The sequence below is a fragment of the Cereibacter changlensis JA139 genome (genome assembly GCF_003034985.1).
Taxonomy (GTDB): Bacteria; Pseudomonadota; Alphaproteobacteria; order Rhodobacterales; family Rhodobacteraceae; genus Cereibacter; species Cereibacter changlensis.
In genome coordinates, this window is sequence record NZ_PZKG01000072.1 from 1 (window position 1) to 21,288 (window position 21,288).

The window sequence follows — 21,288 nt, forward strand, 5'->3', positions numbered from 1 at the left end:
CTGTTCGATCGCCGCCGCGACGATCTCGGCCGGGGTGAGGCGGATGCCCTCGTAATGGATCTCCATGCCGCAGTCGCGGGCGCGGGCGGCGATCTGCTCGGCGCCGTTGGAATGGCCGTCGAGCCCGGGTTTGCCGACGAGGAAGCTGAGCGGGCGGCCGAGCCGGGCCGAGACCTGCTAGCACCGCTGCGCGGATCGGCTCCAGCCCCTCGGTGCGGTTGGAGCGGTTCTTCGAAACGCCGGTGGGGGCGCGGTATTCGCCGAAGGCGCTGCGGATCGTCGCGCCCCATTCGCCGGTGGTGACGCCCGCCTTCGCCGCGGCGATCGAGGCGGGCATGATGTTGACGCCGCTGGCGGCATCGCGGCGCAGCGCGGCGAGGGCCGCGGTCACGGCGGCGGGATCGCGGCGGGCGCGCCATTGGTCGAGGCGGGCGATCTGGTCGGCCTCGGCATCGGGGTCGGCCAGCATGATCGCGCCATCGCCGGCGGTGAGCGGCGAGGGGGCGGCCTCGGTCCAGCGGTTGACCCCGACGACGGTGGTCTCGCCCGATTCGACGCGGGCGATGCGCTCGGCATTTGCCTCGACCAGACGGCCCTTCATGTAATCGATGGCGGCGACCGCGCCGCCCATCGCGTCGATCTGCGCGAGCTCGGTCCGGGCGCCCTGTTTCAGCGCTTCGACCTTGCGGTCGACGGCCGGGTTGCCGTCGAAGAGGTCGTCATATTCCAGGAGGTCGGATTCGTAGGCGAGGATCTGCTGCATCCGGAGCGACCATTGCTGATCCCAGGGCCGGGGCAGGCCGAGCGCCTCGTTCCAGGCCGGAAGCTGGACGGCGCGGGCGCGGGCCTTCTTCGACAGGGTCACGGCCAGCATTTCGATCAGGATGCGGTAGACGTTGTTTTCCGGCTGCTGCTCGGTGAGGCCCAGTGAGTTCACCTGCACGCCGTAGCGAAAGCGGCGGTATTTCTCTTCGGTGACGCCGTAGCGGTCGCGGCAGATCTCGTCCCAGAGATCGACGAAGGCGCGCATCTTGCACATCTCGGTCACGAAGCGGATGCCGGCGTTGACGAAGAAGGAGATGCGGCCGACCATGTTGGGGAAGTCGGCGGGGGGCACCTTGGCCTTGAGATCGTCGAGCACGGCGCAGGCAGTGGCGAGGGCGAAGGCCAGCTCCTGCTCCGGCGTCGCTCCGGCCTCCTGCAGGTGGTAGGAGCAGACGTTCATCGGGTTCCATTTCGGCAGATGCGTCCGGGTATAGGCGGCGACATCGGTGATCATCCGCAGCGAGGCCTTCGGCGGGCAGATATAGGTGCCGCGCGAGAGATATTCCTTGATGATGTCGTTCTGCACCGTGCCCTGCAACGCCGCGATATCGGCGCCCTGTTCCTCGGCCACGGCGATGTAGAGCGCCAGCAGCCAGGGCGCGGTGGCGTTGATCGTCATCGAGGTGTTCATCCGGTCGAGCGGGATGTCCGCGAACAGCGCGCGCATGTCGCCGAGGTGGCAGAGCGGCACGCCGACCTTGCCGACCTCGCCGCGCGCCAGTTCGTGATCGCTGTCATAGCCGGTCTGGGTCGGCAGGTCGAAGGCGACGGAGAGGCCGGTCTGGCCCTTGGCCAGGTTGCCGCGGTAGAGCGCATTCGAGGCCGCGGCGGTGGAGTGCCCGGCATAGGTGCGGAACAGCCAAGGGGTCTCTTTCGGGGCATTCATCGGCGGCTCCTCGGTCGGGAAACGAAGTTGCGACATGTCTGGCATAAGCGAAAGATAATGTCTCTGTCAATTCGCTGCAATGCGGCGTCGATCTTCGCTGGCGCAAGCGGGATCAGACTTGATCTTTGCCATGCCTCACGGGAATGTGAGCGGGGCGCAGCCTGCCCCGCGCCGCCAACTTGCCAGAGGCAAACATGTTTCACCGTACCGCCTGCGTTCTTCTGCTCTCGCTCGGCCTGCTGGGCGCCGTTTCCGATCCTGCCGCCGCGGCCGACCGCCGCGTGCAGATCGTGAACGAAACCGGCTTCACCATGGTAGAGTTCTACGGCTCCAACAAAGGGTCGCAATCCTGGGAGGAGGACATCCTCGGCCAGGACGTGCTGGAGGATGGCCAATCGGTGATGATCAATTTCAACGACGAGTCGGGCTACTGCCAATTCGATTTCCGCGCCGTCTTCGACGATGGCGACGAGGTGGTGGAGGCCGGGGTGAACGTCTGCGAAATCGGCAGCTTCACCTTCGAGTGAGGCGCGGGCCGGGATTTACGCGGCGCGGCGCAACGCCTAGTCTGCCGCCATGGTGGGCACTGTGGAACTCCCGGTCTGGCTTCTGGTTCTGGTGCTCGGATTCGCCGGGATCGCCGCGCTTGACCGTGTGCTGGTGCCCTCGGTGCGCTGGTTCCTGCGCCGGCGGATGGAGCGTTTCGTCGCCCGGCTGAACCTGAGGCTGGAACGGCCGATCCAGCCGTTCCGCCTGATGCGGCGGCAGGACATGATCGTGCGGCTGGTGCATGACCCCAAGGTGATGCAGGCGGTGGTCGATTACGCGCATGAGAACGGCGTGCCGGAGAGCGTCGCCTTCGACAAGGCGCGCAGCTATGCGCGCGAGATCGTGCCGGCCTTCTCGGCCTCGGTCTATTTCGGCTTCGCCACCCGCGCGGCGCGGCGGATCAGCCGGCTGCTCTACCGCGTGCGGATCGGTCGGGTCGATGGCCGGCTGGCGCATATCGACCGGCAGGCGACGGTGGTCTTCGTGATGAACCACCGCAGCAACATGGATTACGTGCTGGTGACCTGGCTGGTGGCCGGGCGCTCGGCGCTGTCCTATGCCGTCGGCGAATGGGCGCGGGTCTGGCCGCTGAGCCGGCTGTTCCGGGCGATGGGGGCCTATTTCATCCGCCGCAGTTCGCGCAACACGCTCTATCGCCGGGTGCTGGCCCGCTATGTGCAGATGGTGACCGCCGAGGGGGTGACGCAGGCGCTGTTCCCCGAGGGCGGGCTGTCGCTCGATGGGCGGGTCGGCGCGCCGCGGATGGGGCTCCTGAACTACATCGTCACCGATTTCGATCCGGCGGGCCGCGACGTGATCTTCGTGCCGGTGGGCATCGCCTATGACCGGGTGCTGGAGGACCGGCTGCTGGTCGAGGCGGCGCAATCCGGGGTGCGCAAGTTCCGCGCCTCGCCGCTGAGCATCGCCGCCTTCATCGCCCGGATGCTGTGGCGGGTGGTGCGGCGGCGCTTCCCCGGCTTCGGCTCGGCGGCGGTGGCCTTCGGTGCGCCGGTGTCGCTGCGGGGCTATCTCGACTCGACCGACGAGCCCTCGACCGAGGCGCTGGGGGCGCGGCTGATGGCCGAGGTGGTGCTGACCCTGCCGATCCTGTCGGTGCCGCTGGTGGCGGCGGCGCTGGCGGAGGGGCCGGTGCTGCGCAGCGAGCTGGCGGCGCGGGTCGAGGGGCTGGCGTCACAGCTGCGTCGGGCCGGGGCGGTGATGAAGCTGCCGCCGCAGGGCGTGCCCGCCGCGCTGGCCGAGGGGCTGCGCACGCTGGAGGCGCGCGGCATCGTGGTGGACGGACCCTTCGGCCTGCATCCTCCGGCCGACAAGGCGGATCTGCTGCGGTTCTACGCCGGGGCGGTGTTGCAGCGGCTGGAGGCGGAGGAAGGCTTGCTGCAGCGCGGCGGACATAAAATTACAAAACACAGCTTATAACTATTGCAATCTTACGCGGCCAAATCTATCTCATCGGTCAGCGCCGGACGATTCTGCGTCGCGGCATAACGCCTGACTGAAGGAGGCACAGCATGGCCCTCGACGTGCAGACCGATATCGTTGCCTATGACGCGCCGAAGAAGGACCTCTACGCCGTGGGCGAGATGCCGCCCTTGGGCCATGTCCCGGCGCGGATGTGCGCCTGGGCGATCCGGCGCGAGCGGCATGGCGAGCCCGACACCGCGATGCAGGTCGAGGTGGTCGACACGCCCGCCATCGACAGCCACGAGGTGCTGGTGCTGGTGATGGCGGCAGGCGTCAACTACAACGGCATCTGGGCCGCGCTCGGCCTGCCGATCAGCCCCTTCGACGGCCACAAGGAGCCCTATCACATCGCCGGATCGGACGCCTCGGGCATCGTCTGGGCGGTGGGCGACAAGGTGAAGCGCTGGAAGGTCGGTGACGAGGTGGTGATCCACTGCAACCAGGACGACGGCGACGACGAGGAGTGCAACGGCGGCGACCCGATGTTCTCGCCCAGCCAGCGGATCTGGGGCTACGAGACTCCGGACGGCTCCTTCGCGCAGTTCACCCGGGTGCAGGCGCAGCAATTGATGCCGCGCCCGAAGCACCTGACCTGGGAGGAAAGCGCCTGCTACACGCTGACGCTGGCCACCGCCTATCGCATGCTCTTCGGTCATCGCCCGCATATCCTGAAGCCGGGTGACAATGTGCTTGTCTGGGGTGCCTCGGGCGGGCTCGGCTCCTATGCGATCCAGCTGATCAACGCGGCGGGGGCCAATGCGATCGGCGTGATCTCGGAGGAGGACAAGCGCGACTTCGTCATGGGGCTGGGCGCCAAGGGCGTCATCAACCGCAAGGATTTCAACTGCTGGGGCCAGATGCCCACGGTGAACACGCCGGAATATGCGGCGTGGTTCAAGGAGGCGCGCAAGTTCGGCGCGGCGATCTGGGCGATCACGGGCAAGGGCAACAACGTCGACATGGTGTTCGAGCACCCCGGCGAGGCCACCTTCCCGGTCTCGGTCTTCGTGGTGAAGCGTGGCGGGATGGTGGTGATCTGCGCCGGGACCACCGGCTACAACCTCACCTTCGACGTGCGATATCTCTGGATGCACCAGAAGCGGGTGCAGGGGTCGCATTTCGCCAACCTGAAACAGGCGGCGGCGGCCAACAAGCTGATGCTGGAGCGGCGGCTCGACCCCTGCATGTCGGAGGTCTTCCCCTGGGATGACATCCCCGCGGCGCATATGAAGATGCGGCGCAACCAGCACAAGCCGGGCAACATGGCGGTGCTGGTGCAGGCGCCGGTGACCGGGCTGCGCACCTTCGGCGACACGCTGGAGGCCAGTCTCCGCGCCTGAGGCACCGGCGCTGCGGGTGGCTGGCCTATTCCCCTGCGCTTGGATATGGTCGCCGCCATGCAGCCGCCCGCCCTAGTCTTTTCCGACGATCAGGCCGAAGCCTACGACCGCGTGGCCGACCAGCTGCGCGGCATGGGCATCGATCTGGCCAAGGGCACGGTGGCGCCGGCGGTGGAGGGGAAATCCTCGGTCCTCGCGGTGATCGGCAAGGCCGGGTCGGGCAAGACGATGCTGCTGGCCAGCCTCTACAAGGCCTTGCAGGAGGCCGGGCTGGAGATCGTCTCGGGCGATTACGAGGGCAAGAAGCGCAAGGAGCGGCGGACGCTGGCGATCCTTGCGCCGACCAACAAGGCGGCGAGCGTGCTGCGCCTGCGCGGGGTGCCGGCGACGACGATCCACCGAATCCTCTACACCCCGGTCTACGATCCGCAATACGAGCGCATCGCCGAATGGCTGGCCGGCAACGGCAAGCGCCCCGAGGTGGAGGGGCTGACGGAAGTGGCGCTGGATCGGGCGAAGGCCTTCTACGATCAGGTGCCCTCGATCCCCGGTGCGCTGGCGGCGGCAGGCTTGCGCGGCTCGGATTTCATCAAGGGCTGGAAGCGGCGGGAAGAGCCGCTGGACGTGGGCTTCGTCGATGAATCCTCGATGCTCGACGAACGCCAGCTCGACGACCTGCGCGAGATTTTCCCGACGCTGGTGCTGTTCGGCGATCCGGCGCAGCTGGCGCCGGTGGGGCAGAGCGGCCAGATGGTGTTCGACGGGCTGGGCGAGACGCGCAAGCTGATCCTGAGCCGCATCCACCGTCAGGCCGAAGACAACCCGATCCTCGATCTTGCCCATGCGCTTGCCGATCCCGATCTGGGCTTCGAGAGCTTCGAGCGGATGGTCGAAAAGGCCGCGGAGCGCGACGACCGGGTGCAGATGGCGCAGCGGGTCGATGCCGATCTGATGGCGCGCTCGCCGGTGCTGGTCTGGCGCAATGCAACCCGCATCCGGCTGATCACCGCCTTCCGCGCGGCGCAGGGCGCGCCGGAGACCGCGCTGATCCCGGGCGAGCCCCTGATCTGCGACGGGCTCGAGCTGCCGTTGAAGCACCGCAAGAAGCGCATCGATCTCGAGGCGCGGGGGCTGATCAAGGGCGCGCAGGTGATCTACCTCGGGCCGGGCAACCGCGACGGTTTTGCCCGGCTGCATGTGGTGGGGGCCGAGGACCCGCAGGTCTCGGCCGCCTCGATCATTAAGATCGAGAAGCCGGGCGAGGAGGAGCCGTTCATCCCCTCCGCCGCGCGGATGGGCGCGGCCTTCCTGCACGGCGCGGCGGTGACGATCCACAAGGCGCAGGGCTCGCAATGGGAGACGGTGCAGGTCTTCGCCCCCGATCTCTGGGCCGCCTCGCAGGCCGGACGGATGGAGGCGGGCGTGCCGCTGTGGAAGCGGTTGGCCTATGTGGCGATCACCCGCGCCGAAAAGCGGCTCTTGTGGGTGGTGCGCAACCGGCTGGCGCTGCCGCAGACCGCGCTGGGGGTGGAGGACCTGCCGAAGGTCGCGCCGCGGCTGAAGCTGAAGCCCGAGCCCGAAGCGGATGCGGCTTCCGGCTGAGGCGTGACTTGGCCGCGGGGCCGGGCTAAAGTCGCCCGGTGTTTCAAGGAGCAAACCCATGCGCTGCGTCTTCGTCCAGTTCCGCTGCACCCCCGGCAAGACCTATGAGGTCGCCGATGCGATCTATGACCGCGAGGTGGTGTCGGAACTGTATTCGACCTCGGGCGAATACGACCTGATCGCCAAGGTCTATGTGCCGATGGATCAGGACGTGGGCCGCTTCCTGTCGGACGCGCTGTTCGACATCCCGGGCATCGTGCGGACCCTGACCACCATGACCTTCAAGGCCTTCTGAGGCTCAGATCCAGTCGCCGCGCCCCGTGCCGACGGCTTCCGCCACCGAGGCGAAGCCGTCGCGCGCCAGCAGGCCGTCGAGCCCGCGGGCGACAGTGGCGGCGACCGAAATCCCCTCGTAGACCATCGCGGTGTAGAGCTGCACCGCCGAGGCCCCGGCGCGGATCTTGGCATAAGCCTGTTCCGCCGTGCCGACGCCGCCGACGCCGACCAGCGGCAGGTTGCCGGCTGTCAACTGCGACAGCCGCGCCAGCACCCGGGTGGAGCGTTCGAACAGCGGCTGGCCGGACAGGCCGCCGGTCTCGGTCCGATGTGCGGAGCGCAGGCCCTCGCGCGACAGGGTGGTGTTGGTCGCGACGATCCCGGCGATGCGCGAGGCGAGCACCACCTCGACGATCTCGGCCAGATCGTCGTTGGTCAGGTCGGGGGCGATCTTCAGGAAGATCGGGATCGGCCGCGCCAGCCGGTCATGCACCTCCATCACCGTGGCCAGCAGCGCGGTCAGCGCGGCGCGGCCCTGCAGGTCGCGCAGCCGCTCGGTATTGGGCGAGGAGACGTTGACCGTGGCGAAATCGACATGCGGCCCGCAGGCGGCCAGCACGGCGGCGAAATCGGCGGCGCGGTCGGCGCTGTCCTTGTTGGCCCCGAGATTGATGCCGATCGGCACCGGGCCGGAGGGTCGCATCGCCAGCCGGGCGCAGATGGTCGAGGCGCCGTCGTTGTTGAAGCCGAAGCGGTTGATCGCGGCGCGGTCCTCGGTCAGCCGGAACAGCCGCGGCTTGGCGTTGCCCTGCTGCGGCCGCGGCGTGGCGGCCCCGACCTCGAGAAAGCCGAAGCCGGCGCGCATCAGCGGCTCCACCGCCACCGCGTTCTTGTCATAGCCCGCCGCCAGCCCGACCGGGTTGGTCAGCGCGATGCCGGCCAGCGAGCAGGCGAGGCGGGGCGATGTCAGCCGGCCTGGCAGCGGCACGAGACCGGCGCGCAGGGCGGAAAGCGACAGGCTGTGCGCCTGCTCCGGGTCCAGCCGGTGCAGCGCTGCGAGACCGGCGCGTTCGACGATGTTCACCAAAGTCCCTCGGGAAAGATGTGGCCGGTGGCGCCCAGCGGCAGGGACTTGTCCCAGACCACGTCGGCCAGCGTCAGAGGACGGTAGAGATGCGGGAACAGCTGCCCGCCGCGCGAGGGTTCCCATTTCAGCGCCGGGCCCAGCTTTTCCGGGTTCAGCGCCACCAGCACGAGGTCGCTTTCGGTGGCGAAATGCTTCGCCGCCGTCTCGGCCACCTGAGCCGAGGTGGAGAAATGGATATAGCCGTCGGCAAGATCGACCGGCGCGCCAGCCGTGACGCCGGCGTCGCGGAAAGAATCCCATTCTGAGCGGCGGAAAATCTTGAAGATCAGCATGTGAGCCTCATGCACTTTGGCAGGGCGTCGGTCAATGGGTCGGATTCGGCCATGGAAGCGTCGTTGCCGCGGAAAATCCGGCCTTGGGCTTTGACAGCGGCCTCGGTCGCGACGCAGTCTGCTGGCATCAGGTCCTGAACGGAGTGTTTCGATGAAAACCAGACTTTTGGCCGGGGCGGCGTTTCTCGCCCTGAGCGCGGGCACGGCCTCGGCAGATTTTGCGCTGACCATCCTGCACACCAACGATTTTCACGATCGGTTCGAACCGATCTCCGGCTCGGCCTCGACCTGCTCGGCGGAGGACAACGCGGCGGGGGAATGTTTCGGCGGCACGGCGCGGCTGGTGACGGCGCTGGCCGAGGCGCGCGCGGCCAAGGAGAACACGCTGCTGCTCGACGGCGGCGACCAGTTTCAGGGCACGCTGTTCTACACCTATCACAAGGGCCGAATGGCCGCCGAGTTCATGAACCAGCTCGGCTATGACGCGATGGCGGTGGGCAACCACGAGTTCGACAACGGCCCGGAAGTGCTGGCGGAATTCGCCGACCTGCTCGACGCGCCTTTGCTGATGGCCAACGCCGACCTGACCTCGGAGCCGCTGCTGAAAGGCAAGATCGCCAAGTCGACGGTGATCGAGAAAGCGGGCGAGAAGCTGGGCCTGATCGGCCTGACCCCGGTCGACAATCCCGAGTTGGCGAGCCCCGGCAAGAACATCGTCTTCACCGATCCGGTGCAGGCGGTGCAGGCCGAGGTCGACGCGCTGACCGAAGACGGGATCGACAAGATCATCCTGCTGTCGCATTCGGGCTACGGGGTAGACCAGAAGATCGCCGCCGAGACCACCGGGGTCGACGTGATCGTCGGCGGCCACAGCCACACGCTGCTGTCCAACACCGAGGAGGGCGCCGAGGGGGCCTATCCGACCATGGTGGGCAAGACGGCCATCGTCTCGGCCTATGCCTATGGCCGGTCGCTGGGCATGCTGGACGTGACCTTCGACGACGCCGGCGAGGTGGTCGAGGCGACGGGCGAGCCTCGGCTGCTCGACGCCTCGGTGGCCGAGGATCAGGCGGTGGTGGCCCGGATCGCCGAGCTGGGCAAGCCGCTGGAGGAGATCCGCAACCGGCTGGTGGCCGAGACCACCGAGGCGATCGACGGCAGCCGCGAGACCTGCCGGGTGCAGGAATGCGCCATGGGCAACCTGGTGGCCCAGGCGATGCTGGACCGGGTGAAGGATCAGGGCGTGCAGATCGCCTTCACCAATGGCGGCGGGCTGCGCGCCTCGATCGACGCCGGGCCGGTGACGATGGGCGAGGTGCTGACGGTGCTGCCGTTCCAGAACACGCTCTCGACCTTTCAGGTCACGGGGAAAGAGGTCATCGGCGCGCTGGAGAACGGGGTGAGCCAGATCGAGGAGGGCGCCGGCCGCTTCCTGCAGGTGGCCGGGCTGCAGTACAGCTTCGACCCGTCGAAGCCGGCGGGCGAGCGGGTGTCCGACGTGAGGGTGGCCGAGGGCGACGGCTTCGGGCCGATCGACCCGGCCAAGACCTATGGCGTGGTGTCGAACAACTATGTCCGGCAGGGCGGCGACGGTTTCGCCAGCCTGGTGGGCGCGGCCAACGCCTATGACTTCGGCCCGGATCTCGCCGACGTGCTGGCCGAGTACATGGCCGAGGTCGGTCCCTACACGCCGGCGCTGGACGGCCGGATCACCCGCAAGTGAGCGTATGCCCGGGCGCGCCCGCCTTGGCGCGCCCGGCGGAAATTTCGTGGGTGGGGTCCGCCGCCGCCCTAGTCTCGCCGCGGTTCAAGTGTATGTGGTCCATTCCAAAATCGGGAAGGGCCTGATTTTCCGGTCAGGCCGCGGGCGAGAGATGATGATGACGGGACGGGCATCGGACGGAGCGGAGACCGCGGCCTTGCAGGGGCTGGCGTCCGGCCTGTTGCGCGCATCCGTCGCCGATCTTCCGCCCCTTCTCGCCGCGGCGCTGGCCCGGCTCGGCGAGGGCTGCGGCGCGCGGTGGGTAGTGCTTTGCGCCATCGCGGAGGACGGCGGTCAGCTGCCGGTCGGCGGCTGGCCCGACGCTGCCGCCCCGGAGCCGCTGTCGTCGGCGTGGCGCGCGCTGCTGGAGGCGGGGCAGGGCGTTTCGGTCGATGACATCCTGCTGGCCCCGCTGATCGCCGGCGGGCGGCTGGCCGGGTTCTTGCGGCTGGAGGGCGGCGCGGGCCGCGAGGCGGCGGTGGAGCCGCTGGCCGATGCGCTGGCCAATGCCCTGCTGCGTCTGGCGGGCGAGGCGGAGCGGCAGGCGCTGCGCGACCGGCTCGCCCGCACCGCCGGCGAGCGTGACCAGGCGGCGCAGCGGCTGGAGAGCTTCGCCGCAATCGGCGACCAGTGGTTCTGGGAGATCGACGCCGACCTGCGCCATGTCTTCTCCGCTGAATCGCAGGTGGCCCGGGCGATCTTCGATGGGATGGATCTGGCCGGCAAGACCATCGAGGAGCTGGCCTTGGCCTTCGGCTGCGACCCGTTCGACCGGCAGTGGCGCGCGATCCGCCGCACGCTGGCGATGCAGGAGCCGTTCGACGGCTTCACCTTCGTGCTGCGTGACCGTCGCGGCGGGGAGCATCACCTGAGCGTCAGCGGACGCCCGGTGTTCGACGCCGAGGGGCTGTTCGCCGGCTATCGCGGCGTGGGGGCCAGCATCACCGACCGCATGCACCGCGAGGGCGCCGCCCGGGCCACCGCCAACCGTTTCGAGGCGACGCTGAACGCGTTGCCGGACCTGCTGATCGAGGCCGACCACATGGGCCGCTACACCAGGATCTATTCCGACGCCGGTTCGGCGGCGCGGCTGCATGACAGCGACTGCCTCGGCCGGTCCTTCGACGAGGCCTTGCCGCCCGAGATCGCCGCGACCTTCACCGAGGCGATGCGCATCATCGAACGCTCGGGTCGGGCCGAAAGCCTGCGCTACCGCAGCGGCGACGTCTGGCACGAGCTGTCGGGCGCGCGCCGGGTGCCCGAGGCGGCGGAGGACGCGCCGGGCTTCGTCTTCCTCGTGCGCGACGTGACGGCGGACGAGCGGCAGAAGGAGCGCCTGCGGCTCTTGGGCAAGATCGTCGAGCTGATGACCAACCTCGCCACCGTGGTCGATGCCGAGCAGCGGGTGGTCTGGGTCAACCCGGCCTTCGAGGCGCATACCGGCTACCGGCTGGACGAGATCCGCGGCCTGCCCATTGCCGAGCTGACCCAGGGCGAGGACGCCGATCCTGCGGCTCTGGCGCGAATGGTGGAAGCCGTCGACCGCGGCGAAGACTGCCGGGTCGAGCTCCTGAACCGCGACAAGGCCGGCAGACCCTATTGGGTCGACCTGAACATCCACCCGTTGAGGGGCGAGGCGGGCGAGATGCTGGGCTATGTCTCGGTCGCGACGGTGATCACCGAGCATAAGCAGGCGCTGGCCGATCTCGAGGCGGCGCAGCAGCGGATGGCGCGGATCGTGGAAGGTGCGGAGGTCGGCACCTGGGAGTGGATGGCCGGCGACGACAGGCTCACCGTCGACAGCCGCTGGTGCGAGATGCTGGGGTATGCACTGGTGGAGCTGGCGGCGCCAACCCTCGACTGGATCCTCACGCGGATCCATCCGGACGACCTGCCGGCGGTGCTCGACACCCGGGAGACCGCCCGCGGCAACGACGGGCTGGCGCTGGCCGAGTTTCGAATGCGGCACCGCGAGGGGCACTGGATCTGGATCCTGTCGCGCGGCCGCATCACCCGCTGGGGCCCGGACGGCAGGGCCGAGAGCGTGGCCGGGGTGAATATCGACATCAGCGAGCGCAAGGCGCTGGAACAGCGTGTGGTGGCGGCGCGCAATTTCTTCTTCAACGCGATGGAAAACAGCATTGCCGCGATTACCGTGCTGAATGCCAAGGGCCAGATGGTTTTTGCGAATTCGGAGGCGGAGCGTATTCTGGGTCTGCCGCGTTCGGAATTGCTGGGCCGCGACCATGCCTCGCCGAAATGGCAGCTTACCACTTTCGAGGGTTTTCCGGTCGAAGACGCGGCCTCGCCACTCCATCTCGCCGTGACGACGGGAGAACCGGTGCGCGCCATCCGGCATGGCATCGTGCTGCCCGACGGCAGTCGGCGCATCCTGTCGGTCAATGCGGTTCCGATGCAGGAAGAGGGCGAGCTTCAGGTGCTCTGCTCCTTCACCGATATCACCGACCAGCTGGAAACCCTTGGCCAGATCCGCGCGGCCCTGTCGCATGCCGAGGAGGCCAGCCGGTCGAAGTCGCTGTTCCTGGCGAATATGAGCCATGAAATCCGCACTCCGCTGAACGGCGTTTTGGGAATGGCGGAGCTTCTGGATAACAGCTTGTCTGAGCCCCGACAAAAGCTGATGATCAGGACGATACGCAATTCAGGCGAGACATTGCTGAGCATCTTGAACAACATTCTGGATATGTCGAAGATCGAGGCCGGCAAATTCGGTCTTGAGAATGTCCCGTTCAATCCGGCCGATCTGGCGCGGCAGGTCGAAGCCGTCTACGCCATGAAAGCCGAGGAGAAGGGGCTTCAATTCGAGGTGCTGGTCGGCCTCGGCGGCGACGCGGCCCGGATGGGCGATCCGCACCGCATCCTGCAGATCCTGCACAACCTGCTGAGCAATGCGGTGAAGTTCACCGACAAGGGCCAGGTGACGATGCGGCTGACCTGCCGGCCCGGCAAGCCGTTGGCGGTGGAGGTGTCGGATACCGGCATCGGCATGACCGAGGAACAGGCGGCGCGGGTGTTCGACAGTTTCGACCAGGCCGACGGCAGTGTGACCCGGCGCTTCGGCGGCACCGGGCTCGGCATGTCCATCGTCCGCCAGCTGGTGCTGCTGATGGGCGGCGAAATCGCGGTGAGCAGCCGGCTGGGCGAGGGGACCAAAGTGCAGGTCAGCCTGCCGCTGCCGGCGGCCGAGCAGGAGGTGGCGCCCAGCGTGGCCCCGCCCGCCGGCGCGGAGCCCGGCTTTGCCGGCCGCCGGCTGCTGATCGCCGACGACAGCGCCACCAACCGGCTGGTGCTGAAGGAGATGCTCGCCGACACGGGCGCCGAGGTCACGCTGGTCGAGGATGGCCGCCAGGCCCTCGCCGCCTGGACCGGCGCCGCCTTCGACCTGCTGCTGCTCGACATCTCGATGCCAGTGATGGACGGGCTGACAGCCCTGAAGCAGATCCGCGAGCAGGAGGCCCTGCGCGGGTCGGCCCCGGTGCCCGCGGTGGCGGTGACGGCCAACGCCATGGCGCATCAGGTGGCGGATTACATTATCGGCGGCTTCGACACCCATCTCGCCAAGCCGTTCCGGAGAAACGAATTGCTGCACGCCATTTCTACCTTGCTGCGCCGGCCCTGACTGGCCGTCGCGCAGCTGACAGGAGACCGTGATGCCGAATGACCAGCACCGCCTGCGCATCCTCTTCGCCGAGGATGACGAGATCAATCGGCAGATCGTCGAGGGCATGCTGCTGTCGCGGCCGGACCTGGAGCTGACCTTCGTCGGCGACGGCCGCGCGGCGCTGGAGCGGGCGGTCAGCGAGCGCTTCGACCTCTTGATCCTCGACCAGCAGATGCCGCATCTCAGCGGCGAGCGGGTGATCCGGTCGCTGCGCGCCAGCCGCACCCAGAACAGCGACACGCCGATGCTGCTGGTCACCGCCTCGGTGGATGTGCTGACCGGCATCGGCTTCGCCGACGCGGCGCTGGAGAAGCCGCTGGGCCGGGAGACTTTGCTGCGCGAGATCGACCGGCTGACCGGACTGCGGGACAGGCCGCGCGCGCGGCTGCAATAAGTTGTCATAGTGACAAAATTTTGCCATCTTGCGAGCGTCTGCTCACCCGTGGGTTGAGTTGCGTCTTGAGGGGTTGGGGCATGGGAATCCTCCGGATTTTGGCTGTCGATGACGATCCGGTTTTTCTCATGCTGCTACAGCATGTCCTTGGCCGTCTCGGATATGACGATGTCGAGGTGGCGGGCACCGCCGCCGCGGCGCTGGAGCGTTTGCAGGAGGAGGAGGGCTTCGACTGCCTGCTCCTCGATTTCGACATTCCCGGCGTCGATGGCATCCAGCTCTGCCGCCGCATCCGCCAGATGCAGGGCTATGCCGATGTGCCGATCCTGATGATGTCCAACGCCCATGCGGCCTCGGTGATCGAGGCGGCCTTCGCCGCCGGGGCGACCGACTATTTCACCAAGCCGCTCGACGACCTCGAACTGCGCGCCCGCATGGGCATGACGGCGCGGCTGGTCGAGGAGCGCCGCCGCCGCGCCATGCTGGCCGACCGGGTCCATGCCCAGCTCGGCCTGCCCGACGAGCCGATCCGCTTCGCCGATCCGATCCCGCTGCGCGACGTGCCGGATGTGGTGGAGTATGAGGCGCTGGAGAATTACCTGCTGGCGCTGGGCCGCTCCAAGCTGCACGGCCATGCGGCCATCGCCTTCCGCATCGGCAATGCCGAGGAGATCTTCGCCGCGACCGACGCGATCTGCTATGCTGACGTGCTGGCCCATGTCGCCTCGATCATCGCCGACCAGTTGAAGGACCACGAGTTCCTGATGGCCCATGCCGGGCGGGGCGAGTTCGTCTGCATCACCGCGCGGCACCTGCCGGTGCAGGCGCATGTGCTGGCGCAGGAGATCGCGGCGCGGCTGGCCGACCGGGCGCGGATCTATGCGCAACTCGGGGTGCCGCGGCCGGTGCTGCAGGTCGGCGACCCGATGACCACCGGGCTGTTCAGCCGCAGCGCGCCCAGCGACCTGCTGGGGCGCGCGCGCCGGGCGCTGCGCAACGCGGCCGCCCGGCAGATCCGCGGCGAAGTGGTGGTCTGAGGTGGCGCCGGCCGACGGCCTCGACCCGGTGCGGCGCCGCTTTGCCGAGGTGACGGCCGAGCGCCTGGCGCTGATCGAGGCGCATTTCGACGGCGAGCGCGATGCGGCGGCGCTGCGCGAGATCGGCCGGATCGCGCATATGACCGCCGGGGTTGCGGCGACTCTGGGCCATGCCGCATTGGGCCGTGTGGCGGGGCAGGTGGCGGTCGAGCTGCATTTGCAGCGCGGGCGCGACTGGCGGGCGGTGGAGCCGCGGATGCGCCAGATGATGCTGGCGATGCGCGCGGTCCCGGTCTGGTGCGAGGCGACGTGACGGGAGGGAGCCGGCCGCGCTTCCCCGGGCGCGCCCCGGTTCCGGCGCTGCCGCAGCGCCGCCGATGATCGCCTGCCTGATCCCGGACCTCGTCAGCATGGGCGCCGTCCTGGCGATCCTGCTCTGGGCGGTGCTGGCGGCCGAAACCGACTGGCTGCGCCGGCAGATGCCGTTCTTCGGCAAGCTGTGGTTCCTGATCGCCCATGCCGCCCTGCTGCTCTGGCTCGCAGCGGTGATCCTGCGGCTGATGGTCTCCGACGAGCATTGCCTGCTGTTCTGGGAGCGGCTTGCCGCGCTGCCGATGGTGGTGCTGCTGACCGCCTGGGCCTTCTTCCTGCTCGACCACTCCTTCCTGCGCCGCTCGACCTGCGCGCCCTGGCAGCTGGTGCTGCTGATCGGCGGGCCGGTGGTCGTCGGTCTCGCCATGGCCGCCGATGCGCTGGAGCCGCGGCTGGTCGCGGCCGTCGATGGCGCGAGCGCCTCCTGGCGACTGGCGGTCGCCGGGCTGGAGGGGATGCTGTCGCTGGTCATGGGGATCTACCTGTTCCTGCTCTTCTCGGCGGGGCTCTTGATCTCGGTGCTCGGGGTGGCGCGGACGCCGCCGCGCTGCCGGCCGTTCTACCTGAGACTGCCGGCCATCGCCGCCCTGCCGCTGGTGGCCAATGCGGCGCATCTGCTGGGCGGGGTCACGCTGGCCGGCCATGACCCGACGCCCTTCGTCTTCGCCTTGGTGCTCTTGGCCTTCACCTGGACGATCTTCAACGACCGGCTGATGGACATCACCACCGTCGCCAACGACCTTCTGTTCTACAACACCGTCGATCCGATCATCGTCTTCGACATCGAGGGCCGGCTGGCCGGGCTGAACCCCGAGGCGCAGCGCCTGCTGCACCGCAGCCTGCCGGCGATCGGCGGCGACCTGCGCCATATCGCCCATGTCGGCGAGGTGGTGCGCAATGTGCTCGACGGTCACGGCCGGCGCGCGGCGAAGCCGCTGACCATCGGCACCCGGCATTTCGACCTGCGCGTCCTGCCGATCGAGAAGCCGCTGGACCGGACACGCTCGGCGATGGGCTGGGTCTTGGTGATGAACGACGCCACCGAGCGGCGCTTTCTCAGCGACCAGCTCCTGGCGGAGCGCGACTTCCTCAGCAAGCTGATGGACACCAGCATCTCCGGCATCATGGCGCTCGACGAGTGCGGCCGCATCATCTACGCCAACCGCGAGGCGGAGCAGATCTTCGGCTATCCGCAGGCGGCGCTCTGCAAGCTGCGCTACGACGACCCGCTGTTCCAGATCGAGCCGGTCGGGCATCACGGCCCCGGCGCGCCGCTGCGCCAGCTGCTGGCCGCCACCGCGCCGGAGCGCGACCGGCGCTTCTCGCTGCAGCGGGCGGACGGATCGCGGCGGGTGGTCTCGGTCAACTCGGCGCCGATCAGCCATCCCAACCGCAGCGCCCGGGTGGTGCTGGCGGTGGCCGACATCACCGAGCAGGTCGCAGCCGAACGCGACCTGCGCCAGGCGGTGGAGCGCGCAGAGGCGGCGAGCCGGATCAAGTCGCAGTTCCTCGCCAACATGAGCCACGAGATCCGCACGCCCTTGAACGGCGTGCTGGGCATGGCCGAGGTGCTCGACCGCGCGGTCACCGACGCCGAGCACAAGCGCATGGTCACCACGATCCGCCGCTCGGGCGAGATGCTGCTGACCATCCTGAACGACGTGCTCGACATGTCAAAGATCGAGGCGGGCAAGATGGAGCTGGAGCGGGTCGCCTTCCGCCCCGACGAGCTGGCGCTGCGCGTCGACGAGATGCACCGCCAGATGGCCGAGGAGAAGGGGCTGGCGCTGGAGGTCTACGCCAGCGTCGGCGCCGATTCGCCGCGCACCGGCGATCCTCTCAGGATCATGCAGATCCTGCAGAACCTCGTCAGCAACGCGGTGAAGTTCACCGAGGCGGGCGAGGTCGTCGTCACCTTCTCCTGCCCGCGCGGCGCGCCGATGGTGATCGAGGTACGCGACACCGGCATCGGCATGACCGAGGCGCAGTCGGAGCGGATCTTCGACGAGTTCGAGCAGGCCGATGGCAGCATGACCAGGCGTTTCGGCGGCACCGGGCTCGGGATGGCCATCGTGCGGCGGCTGGTCGAGAGCATGGGCGGCGGCATCGCCATCGACAGCGCGCCGGGGCAGGGCACGACAGTGCGCGTCACCCTGCCGCTGCCCGAGGCGGTCTGAGCGCCCCGGCGCGGAACGCACAGGAATTCAGCACATCGGCGGCTTCGCCCGGTCCTGCCCATTCTGCGGGCGATAGCCCATGGCGCCACTGCCGTTTCTGTGAAACCGTCAAGGCTGAAGCCCGAACCGAGACGAAAACGCACATGTCGATCAAGGCCAGCATCCATCACCTGACCCATTATCGCTACGATCGGCCCGTCATCCTCGGCCCGCAGATCATCCGCCTGCGCCCTGCGCCGCATTCGCGGACGAGGGTGATCTCGCATTCGCTCAAGGTCAGTCCGGGCGGGCATTTCGAGAACCACCAGCAGGACCCCTATGGCAACTGGCTGGCCCGCTTCGTCTTTCCCGAGCCGGTGACCGAGTTCAAGATCGAGGTCGATCTGGTCGCCGACATGACGGTCTACAACCCGTTCGACTTCTTCGTCGAGGAGTCGGCGGAGCACTGGCCTTTCGAGTATCCCGAAGACATCCGCCCGGATCTGGTGATCTACAGCCAGCCCGAACCGGCGGGACCGCGGCTGCAGGCGTTTCTCGACTCGATCCCGCGCCAGCGGATGCGGACGGTGGATTTCGTCGTCGGGCTGAATGCACGCATCGCCAACGAGATCGCCTATGTCATCCGCATGGAGCCCGGGGTTTACTCGCCGGAGGAGATCTTCGAGGCCGGCCGGGGGTCGTGCCGGGATTCGAGCTGGCTTCTGGTGCAGGTGCTGCGCCATCTGGGCTTTGCCGCGCGCTTCGTCTCGGGCTATCTGATCCAGCTGAAGCCCGACCTGAAATCGCTGGACGGGCCCTCGGGCACCGAGAACGACTTCACCGACCTGCATGCCTGGACCGAGGTCTATCTGCCCGGCGCGGGCTGGATCGGGCTGGATGCCACGTCGGGCCTCTTGACCGGCGAGAGCCACATCCCGCTGGCCGCGACGCCGCATTACCGCAACGCCGCCCCCATCGCCGGGATGGCGAGCTATGCCGAGGTGGATTTCGCCTTCGACATGCAGGTGCGCCGCGTGGCCGAGCATCCGCGCATCACCAAGCCCTTCTCGGACGACGCCTGGCAGGAGCTGAACGCGCTCGGCCACAAGGTCGATGCCGCGCTGGCCGAGGGCGATGTGCGGCTGACCATGGGGGGCGAGCCCACCTTCGTGTCGATCGACGATTTCGAGGCGGGGGAGTGGAACACCGATGCGGTCGGCCCGACCAAGCGGGTGCTGGCCGACCAGCTGATCCGCCGGTTGCGCGACCGTTTCGCGCCGGGCGGCTTCCTGCATTACGGGCAGGGCAAGTGGTATCCGGGCGAGACGCTGCCGCGCTGGACCTTCTCGCTCTACTGGCGCGGCGACGGCAAGCCCTTGTGGAGCGACCCGGCGCTGGTGGCGGGCGAAAGCGCGCAGACCGGGGCGGGGCATGCCGAGGCGGCGGCGCTGCTGCAGGGCATCGCCACGCAGCTTGGCGTCGAGGGCGATCTGGTGGTGCCGGCCTATGAGGACCCGGGCGAATGGCTGCTGAAGGAAGGCAAGCTGCCGGAGAACGTGACGCCGGAGAATTCGCAACTGAAGGATCCCGAGGAACGCTACCGGATGGCCAAGGTGTTCGAGCGCGGGCTGACCGAGCCTTCGGGCTTCGTGCTGCCGGTGCAACGCTGGCAGGGCCAGGTCGCCAACAAGCCGCGCTGGCGGTCGGAGCGCTGGAAGCTGCGGCGCAACCACCTGTTCCTCGTGCCCGGCGACAGCCCCGTAGGCTACCGCCTGCCGCTGGGTGCGCTGCCCTATGTGCCGCCCTCGCGTTATCCCTATACCAATACCGTCGATCCCACCGTGCCGCGTGGCCCTCTGCCCGATCTTCCGCCCGCCCCCGGCCTCACCCCCGCCAGCGCGGTCGCGCCGCCGGATGGTCCGCAATCGGTCGCGCATTTCACCGCCTCCGAGCCGGTGCAGGAGCGGGTGGAGCAGATCATCGGCTCCGGCGACGACGCGGTGCGCACGGCGCTTTCGGTCGAGCCCCGCGACGGCAGGCTTTGCGTCTTCATGCCGCCGGTCGAGGCGGTCGAGGACTATCTGGAGCTGGTGGCCGCCGCCGAGGCTGCCGCGAAGGAGCTGGGCCTCCCGGTGCATATCGAGGGCTACGCCCCCCCGCATGACCCTCGGCTGAACGTGATCCGCGTTGCGCCCGATCCGGGGGTGATCGAGGTGAACGTGCATCCCGCAACGAGCTGGGACGACTGCGTGGCCATCACCAACGCCGTCTACGAGGAGGCGCGGCAGACCCGGCTCGGCGCCGACAAGTTCATGATCGACGGCAAGCATTGCGGCACTGGCGGCGGCAACCATGTGGTCGTCGGCGGCTCGACCCCGAACGACTCGCCCTTCCTGCGCCGCCCGGACCTGCTGCGCAGCCTGATCCTGCACTGGAACCGGCACCCCTCGCTGTCCTACCTGTTCTCGGGCCTGTTCATCGGCCCCACGTCACAGGCGCCCCGGATCGACGAGGCGCGGCACGACAGCCTCTACGAGCTGGAGATCGCGCTGGCGCAGATCCCCGGACCGTCGGACGAGCGGCCCTTCCCCTGGCTGCCCGACCGTCTGCTGCGCAACATCCTGACCGATGTCACCGGCAACACCCACCGGGCCGAGATCTGCATCGACAAGATGTATTCGCCCGACGGTCCCACCGGGCGGCTTGGTCTTGTCGAGTTCCGCGGCTTCGAGATGCCGCCGGACCCGCGCATGAGCCTGGCGCAGCAGCTCCTGATCCGCGCGATGATCGCCCGGATGTGGACCAACCCGATCGGCGGCGAGCTGACGCGCTGGGGCACGGTGCTGCATGACCGTTTCATGCTGCCGCATTTCGTCTGGGCCGATTTCCGCGACGTGCTGGCCGATCTGGGCGCGCATGGCTTCCCGCTGCGGTCGGACTGGTTCGAGGCGCAGCAGGAGTTCCGCTTCCCCTTCTGCGGCGAGGTCGAGTACGAGGGCGTGCATCTGGAGCTGCGGCAGGCGCTGGAGCCTTGGCATGTGCTGGGCGAGACCGGGGCCATCGGCGGCACGGTGCGCTATACCGACAGCTCGACCGAGCGGCTGCAGGTGAAGCTGACCACCACCGATCCGGCGCGCTACATCGTCGCCTGCAACGGCCGTCCGCTGCCGCTGCAGCCGGCGGGGACGGGCGGGGTGGCGGTGGCCGGGGTGCGCTACAAGGCGTGGCAGCCTTCGGCGGCGTTGCATCCCAGCCTGCCGGTGAACGCGCCGCTGACCTTCGACATCTACGACCGCTGGTCGGGCCGGTCGCTGGGCGGCTGCGTCTATCACGTCGCCCATCCGGGCGGGCGCAACTACGAGACCTTCCCGGTGAACGGCAACGAGGCCGAGGCGCGACGGCTTGCGCGATTCACCCCGCACGGGCATACCCCGGGGCAGTTCAGCGTCCCGCCGGAGCAGCCGCACCGCGAGTTTCCGCTGACCCTCGATCTCAGGAGGCCTGCA

At 68.5% G+C, this 21,288-nt stretch carries 14 protein-coding genes and 1 pseudogene; 12 read left to right on the forward strand and 3 right to left on the reverse strand.

Annotated features, from left to right (window positions below; all coding sequences use genetic code 11):
- A pseudogene (locus tag C5F48_RS14610) lies at positions 1 to 1,711 on the reverse strand (methylmalonyl-CoA mutase family protein); the annotation flags it as partial.
- A gap of 194 nt (positions 1,712 to 1,905) precedes the next feature.
- Here C5F48_RS14610 and C5F48_RS14615 point away from each other — a divergent pair.
- The 5 genes from C5F48_RS14615 (at position 1,906) to C5F48_RS14635 (ending at position 6,979) form a co-directional block, all read left to right on the forward strand.
- Positions 1,906 to 2,238: a hypothetical protein gene (locus tag C5F48_RS14615; protein ID WP_107664634.1), complete on the forward strand. Its 333-nt coding sequence runs from the start codon at positions 1,906 to 1,908 to the stop codon at positions 2,236 to 2,238.
- A 61-nt stretch (positions 2,239 to 2,299) separates the two neighbouring features.
- Positions 2,300 to 3,697: a 1-acyl-sn-glycerol-3-phosphate acyltransferase gene (locus C5F48_RS14620; RefSeq protein WP_308812765.1), complete on the forward strand. Its 1,398-nt coding sequence runs from the start codon at positions 2,300 to 2,302 to the stop codon at positions 3,695 to 3,697.
- Between the two features lie 92 nt (positions 3,698 to 3,789).
- Entirely contained in the window at positions 3,790 to 5,082 is a 1,293-nt protein-coding gene (gene ccrA, locus C5F48_RS14625; RefSeq protein ID WP_107664636.1) for a crotonyl-CoA carboxylase/reductase, read from the forward strand.
- A gap of 45 nt (positions 5,083 to 5,127) precedes the next feature.
- Positions 5,128 to 6,684, forward strand: a complete 1,557-nt coding sequence (locus tag C5F48_RS14630) for an ATP-dependent DNA helicase (protein ID WP_170139658.1) — start codon at positions 5,128 to 5,130, stop codon at positions 6,682 to 6,684.
- 58 nt (positions 6,685 to 6,742) lie between these two features.
- Positions 6,743 to 6,979 (forward strand): Lrp/AsnC ligand binding domain-containing protein, encoded by a 237-nt coding sequence (locus C5F48_RS14635; protein WP_107664637.1) that lies wholly within the window; start codon positions 6,743 to 6,745, stop codon positions 6,977 to 6,979.
- Between the two features lie 3 nt (positions 6,980 to 6,982).
- Here the strand turns inward: C5F48_RS14635 and C5F48_RS14640 are convergent, their stop codons facing one another.
- A complete protein-coding gene (locus tag C5F48_RS14640; protein ID WP_107664638.1) occupies positions 6,983 to 8,044 on the reverse strand; it encodes a quinone-dependent dihydroorotate dehydrogenase in 1,062 nt (353 codons plus the stop codon).
- Positions 8,041 to 8,379: a DUF952 domain-containing protein gene (locus C5F48_RS14645; RefSeq protein ID WP_107664639.1), complete on the reverse strand. Its 339-nt coding sequence runs from the start codon at positions 8,377 to 8,379 to the stop codon at positions 8,041 to 8,043. Before C5F48_RS14645 ends, C5F48_RS14640 begins: the two co-directional genes overlap by 4 nt.
- A gap of 151 nt (positions 8,380 to 8,530) precedes the next feature.
- On the opposite strand from C5F48_RS14645, the gene C5F48_RS14650 reads away from it, so the two are divergent.
- From C5F48_RS14650 to C5F48_RS14685, 7 genes are all read left to right on the forward strand, one after another.
- Positions 8,531 to 10,102, forward strand: coding sequence for a bifunctional metallophosphatase/5'-nucleotidase (locus tag C5F48_RS14650; RefSeq protein ID WP_107664640.1), 1,572 nt, complete (start codon positions 8,531 to 8,533; stop codon positions 10,100 to 10,102).
- Positions 10,103 to 10,298: 196 nt separating this feature from the next.
- Entirely contained in the window at positions 10,299 to 13,781 is a 3,483-nt protein-coding gene (locus tag C5F48_RS14660) for a PAS domain S-box protein (RefSeq protein WP_181247707.1), read from the forward strand.
- 31 nt (positions 13,782 to 13,812) lie between these two features.
- Positions 13,813 to 14,217: a response regulator gene (locus C5F48_RS14665; RefSeq protein ID WP_107664643.1), complete on the forward strand. Its 405-nt coding sequence runs from the start codon at positions 13,813 to 13,815 to the stop codon at positions 14,215 to 14,217.
- Positions 14,218 to 14,297: 80 nt separating this feature from the next.
- The gene (locus C5F48_RS14670) at positions 14,298 to 15,254 is read left to right on the forward strand and encodes a response regulator (protein WP_107664644.1); all 957 of its coding nucleotides are present in this window, start codon (positions 14,298 to 14,300) and stop codon (positions 15,252 to 15,254) included.
- Position 15,255: 1 nt separating this feature from the next.
- A complete protein-coding gene (locus C5F48_RS14675) occupies positions 15,256 to 15,567 on the forward strand; it encodes an Hpt domain-containing protein (RefSeq protein ID WP_107664645.1) in 312 nt (103 codons plus the stop codon).
- Between the two features lie 64 nt (positions 15,568 to 15,631).
- Positions 15,632 to 17,803 (forward strand): sensor histidine kinase, encoded by a 2,172-nt coding sequence (locus C5F48_RS14680; RefSeq protein WP_107664646.1) that lies wholly within the window; start codon positions 15,632 to 15,634, stop codon positions 17,801 to 17,803.
- Between the two features lie 143 nt (positions 17,804 to 17,946).
- A partial coding sequence (locus C5F48_RS14685) for a transglutaminase family protein (protein WP_107664647.1) occupies positions 17,947 to 21,288 on the forward strand: 3,342 nt, incomplete at its 3' end.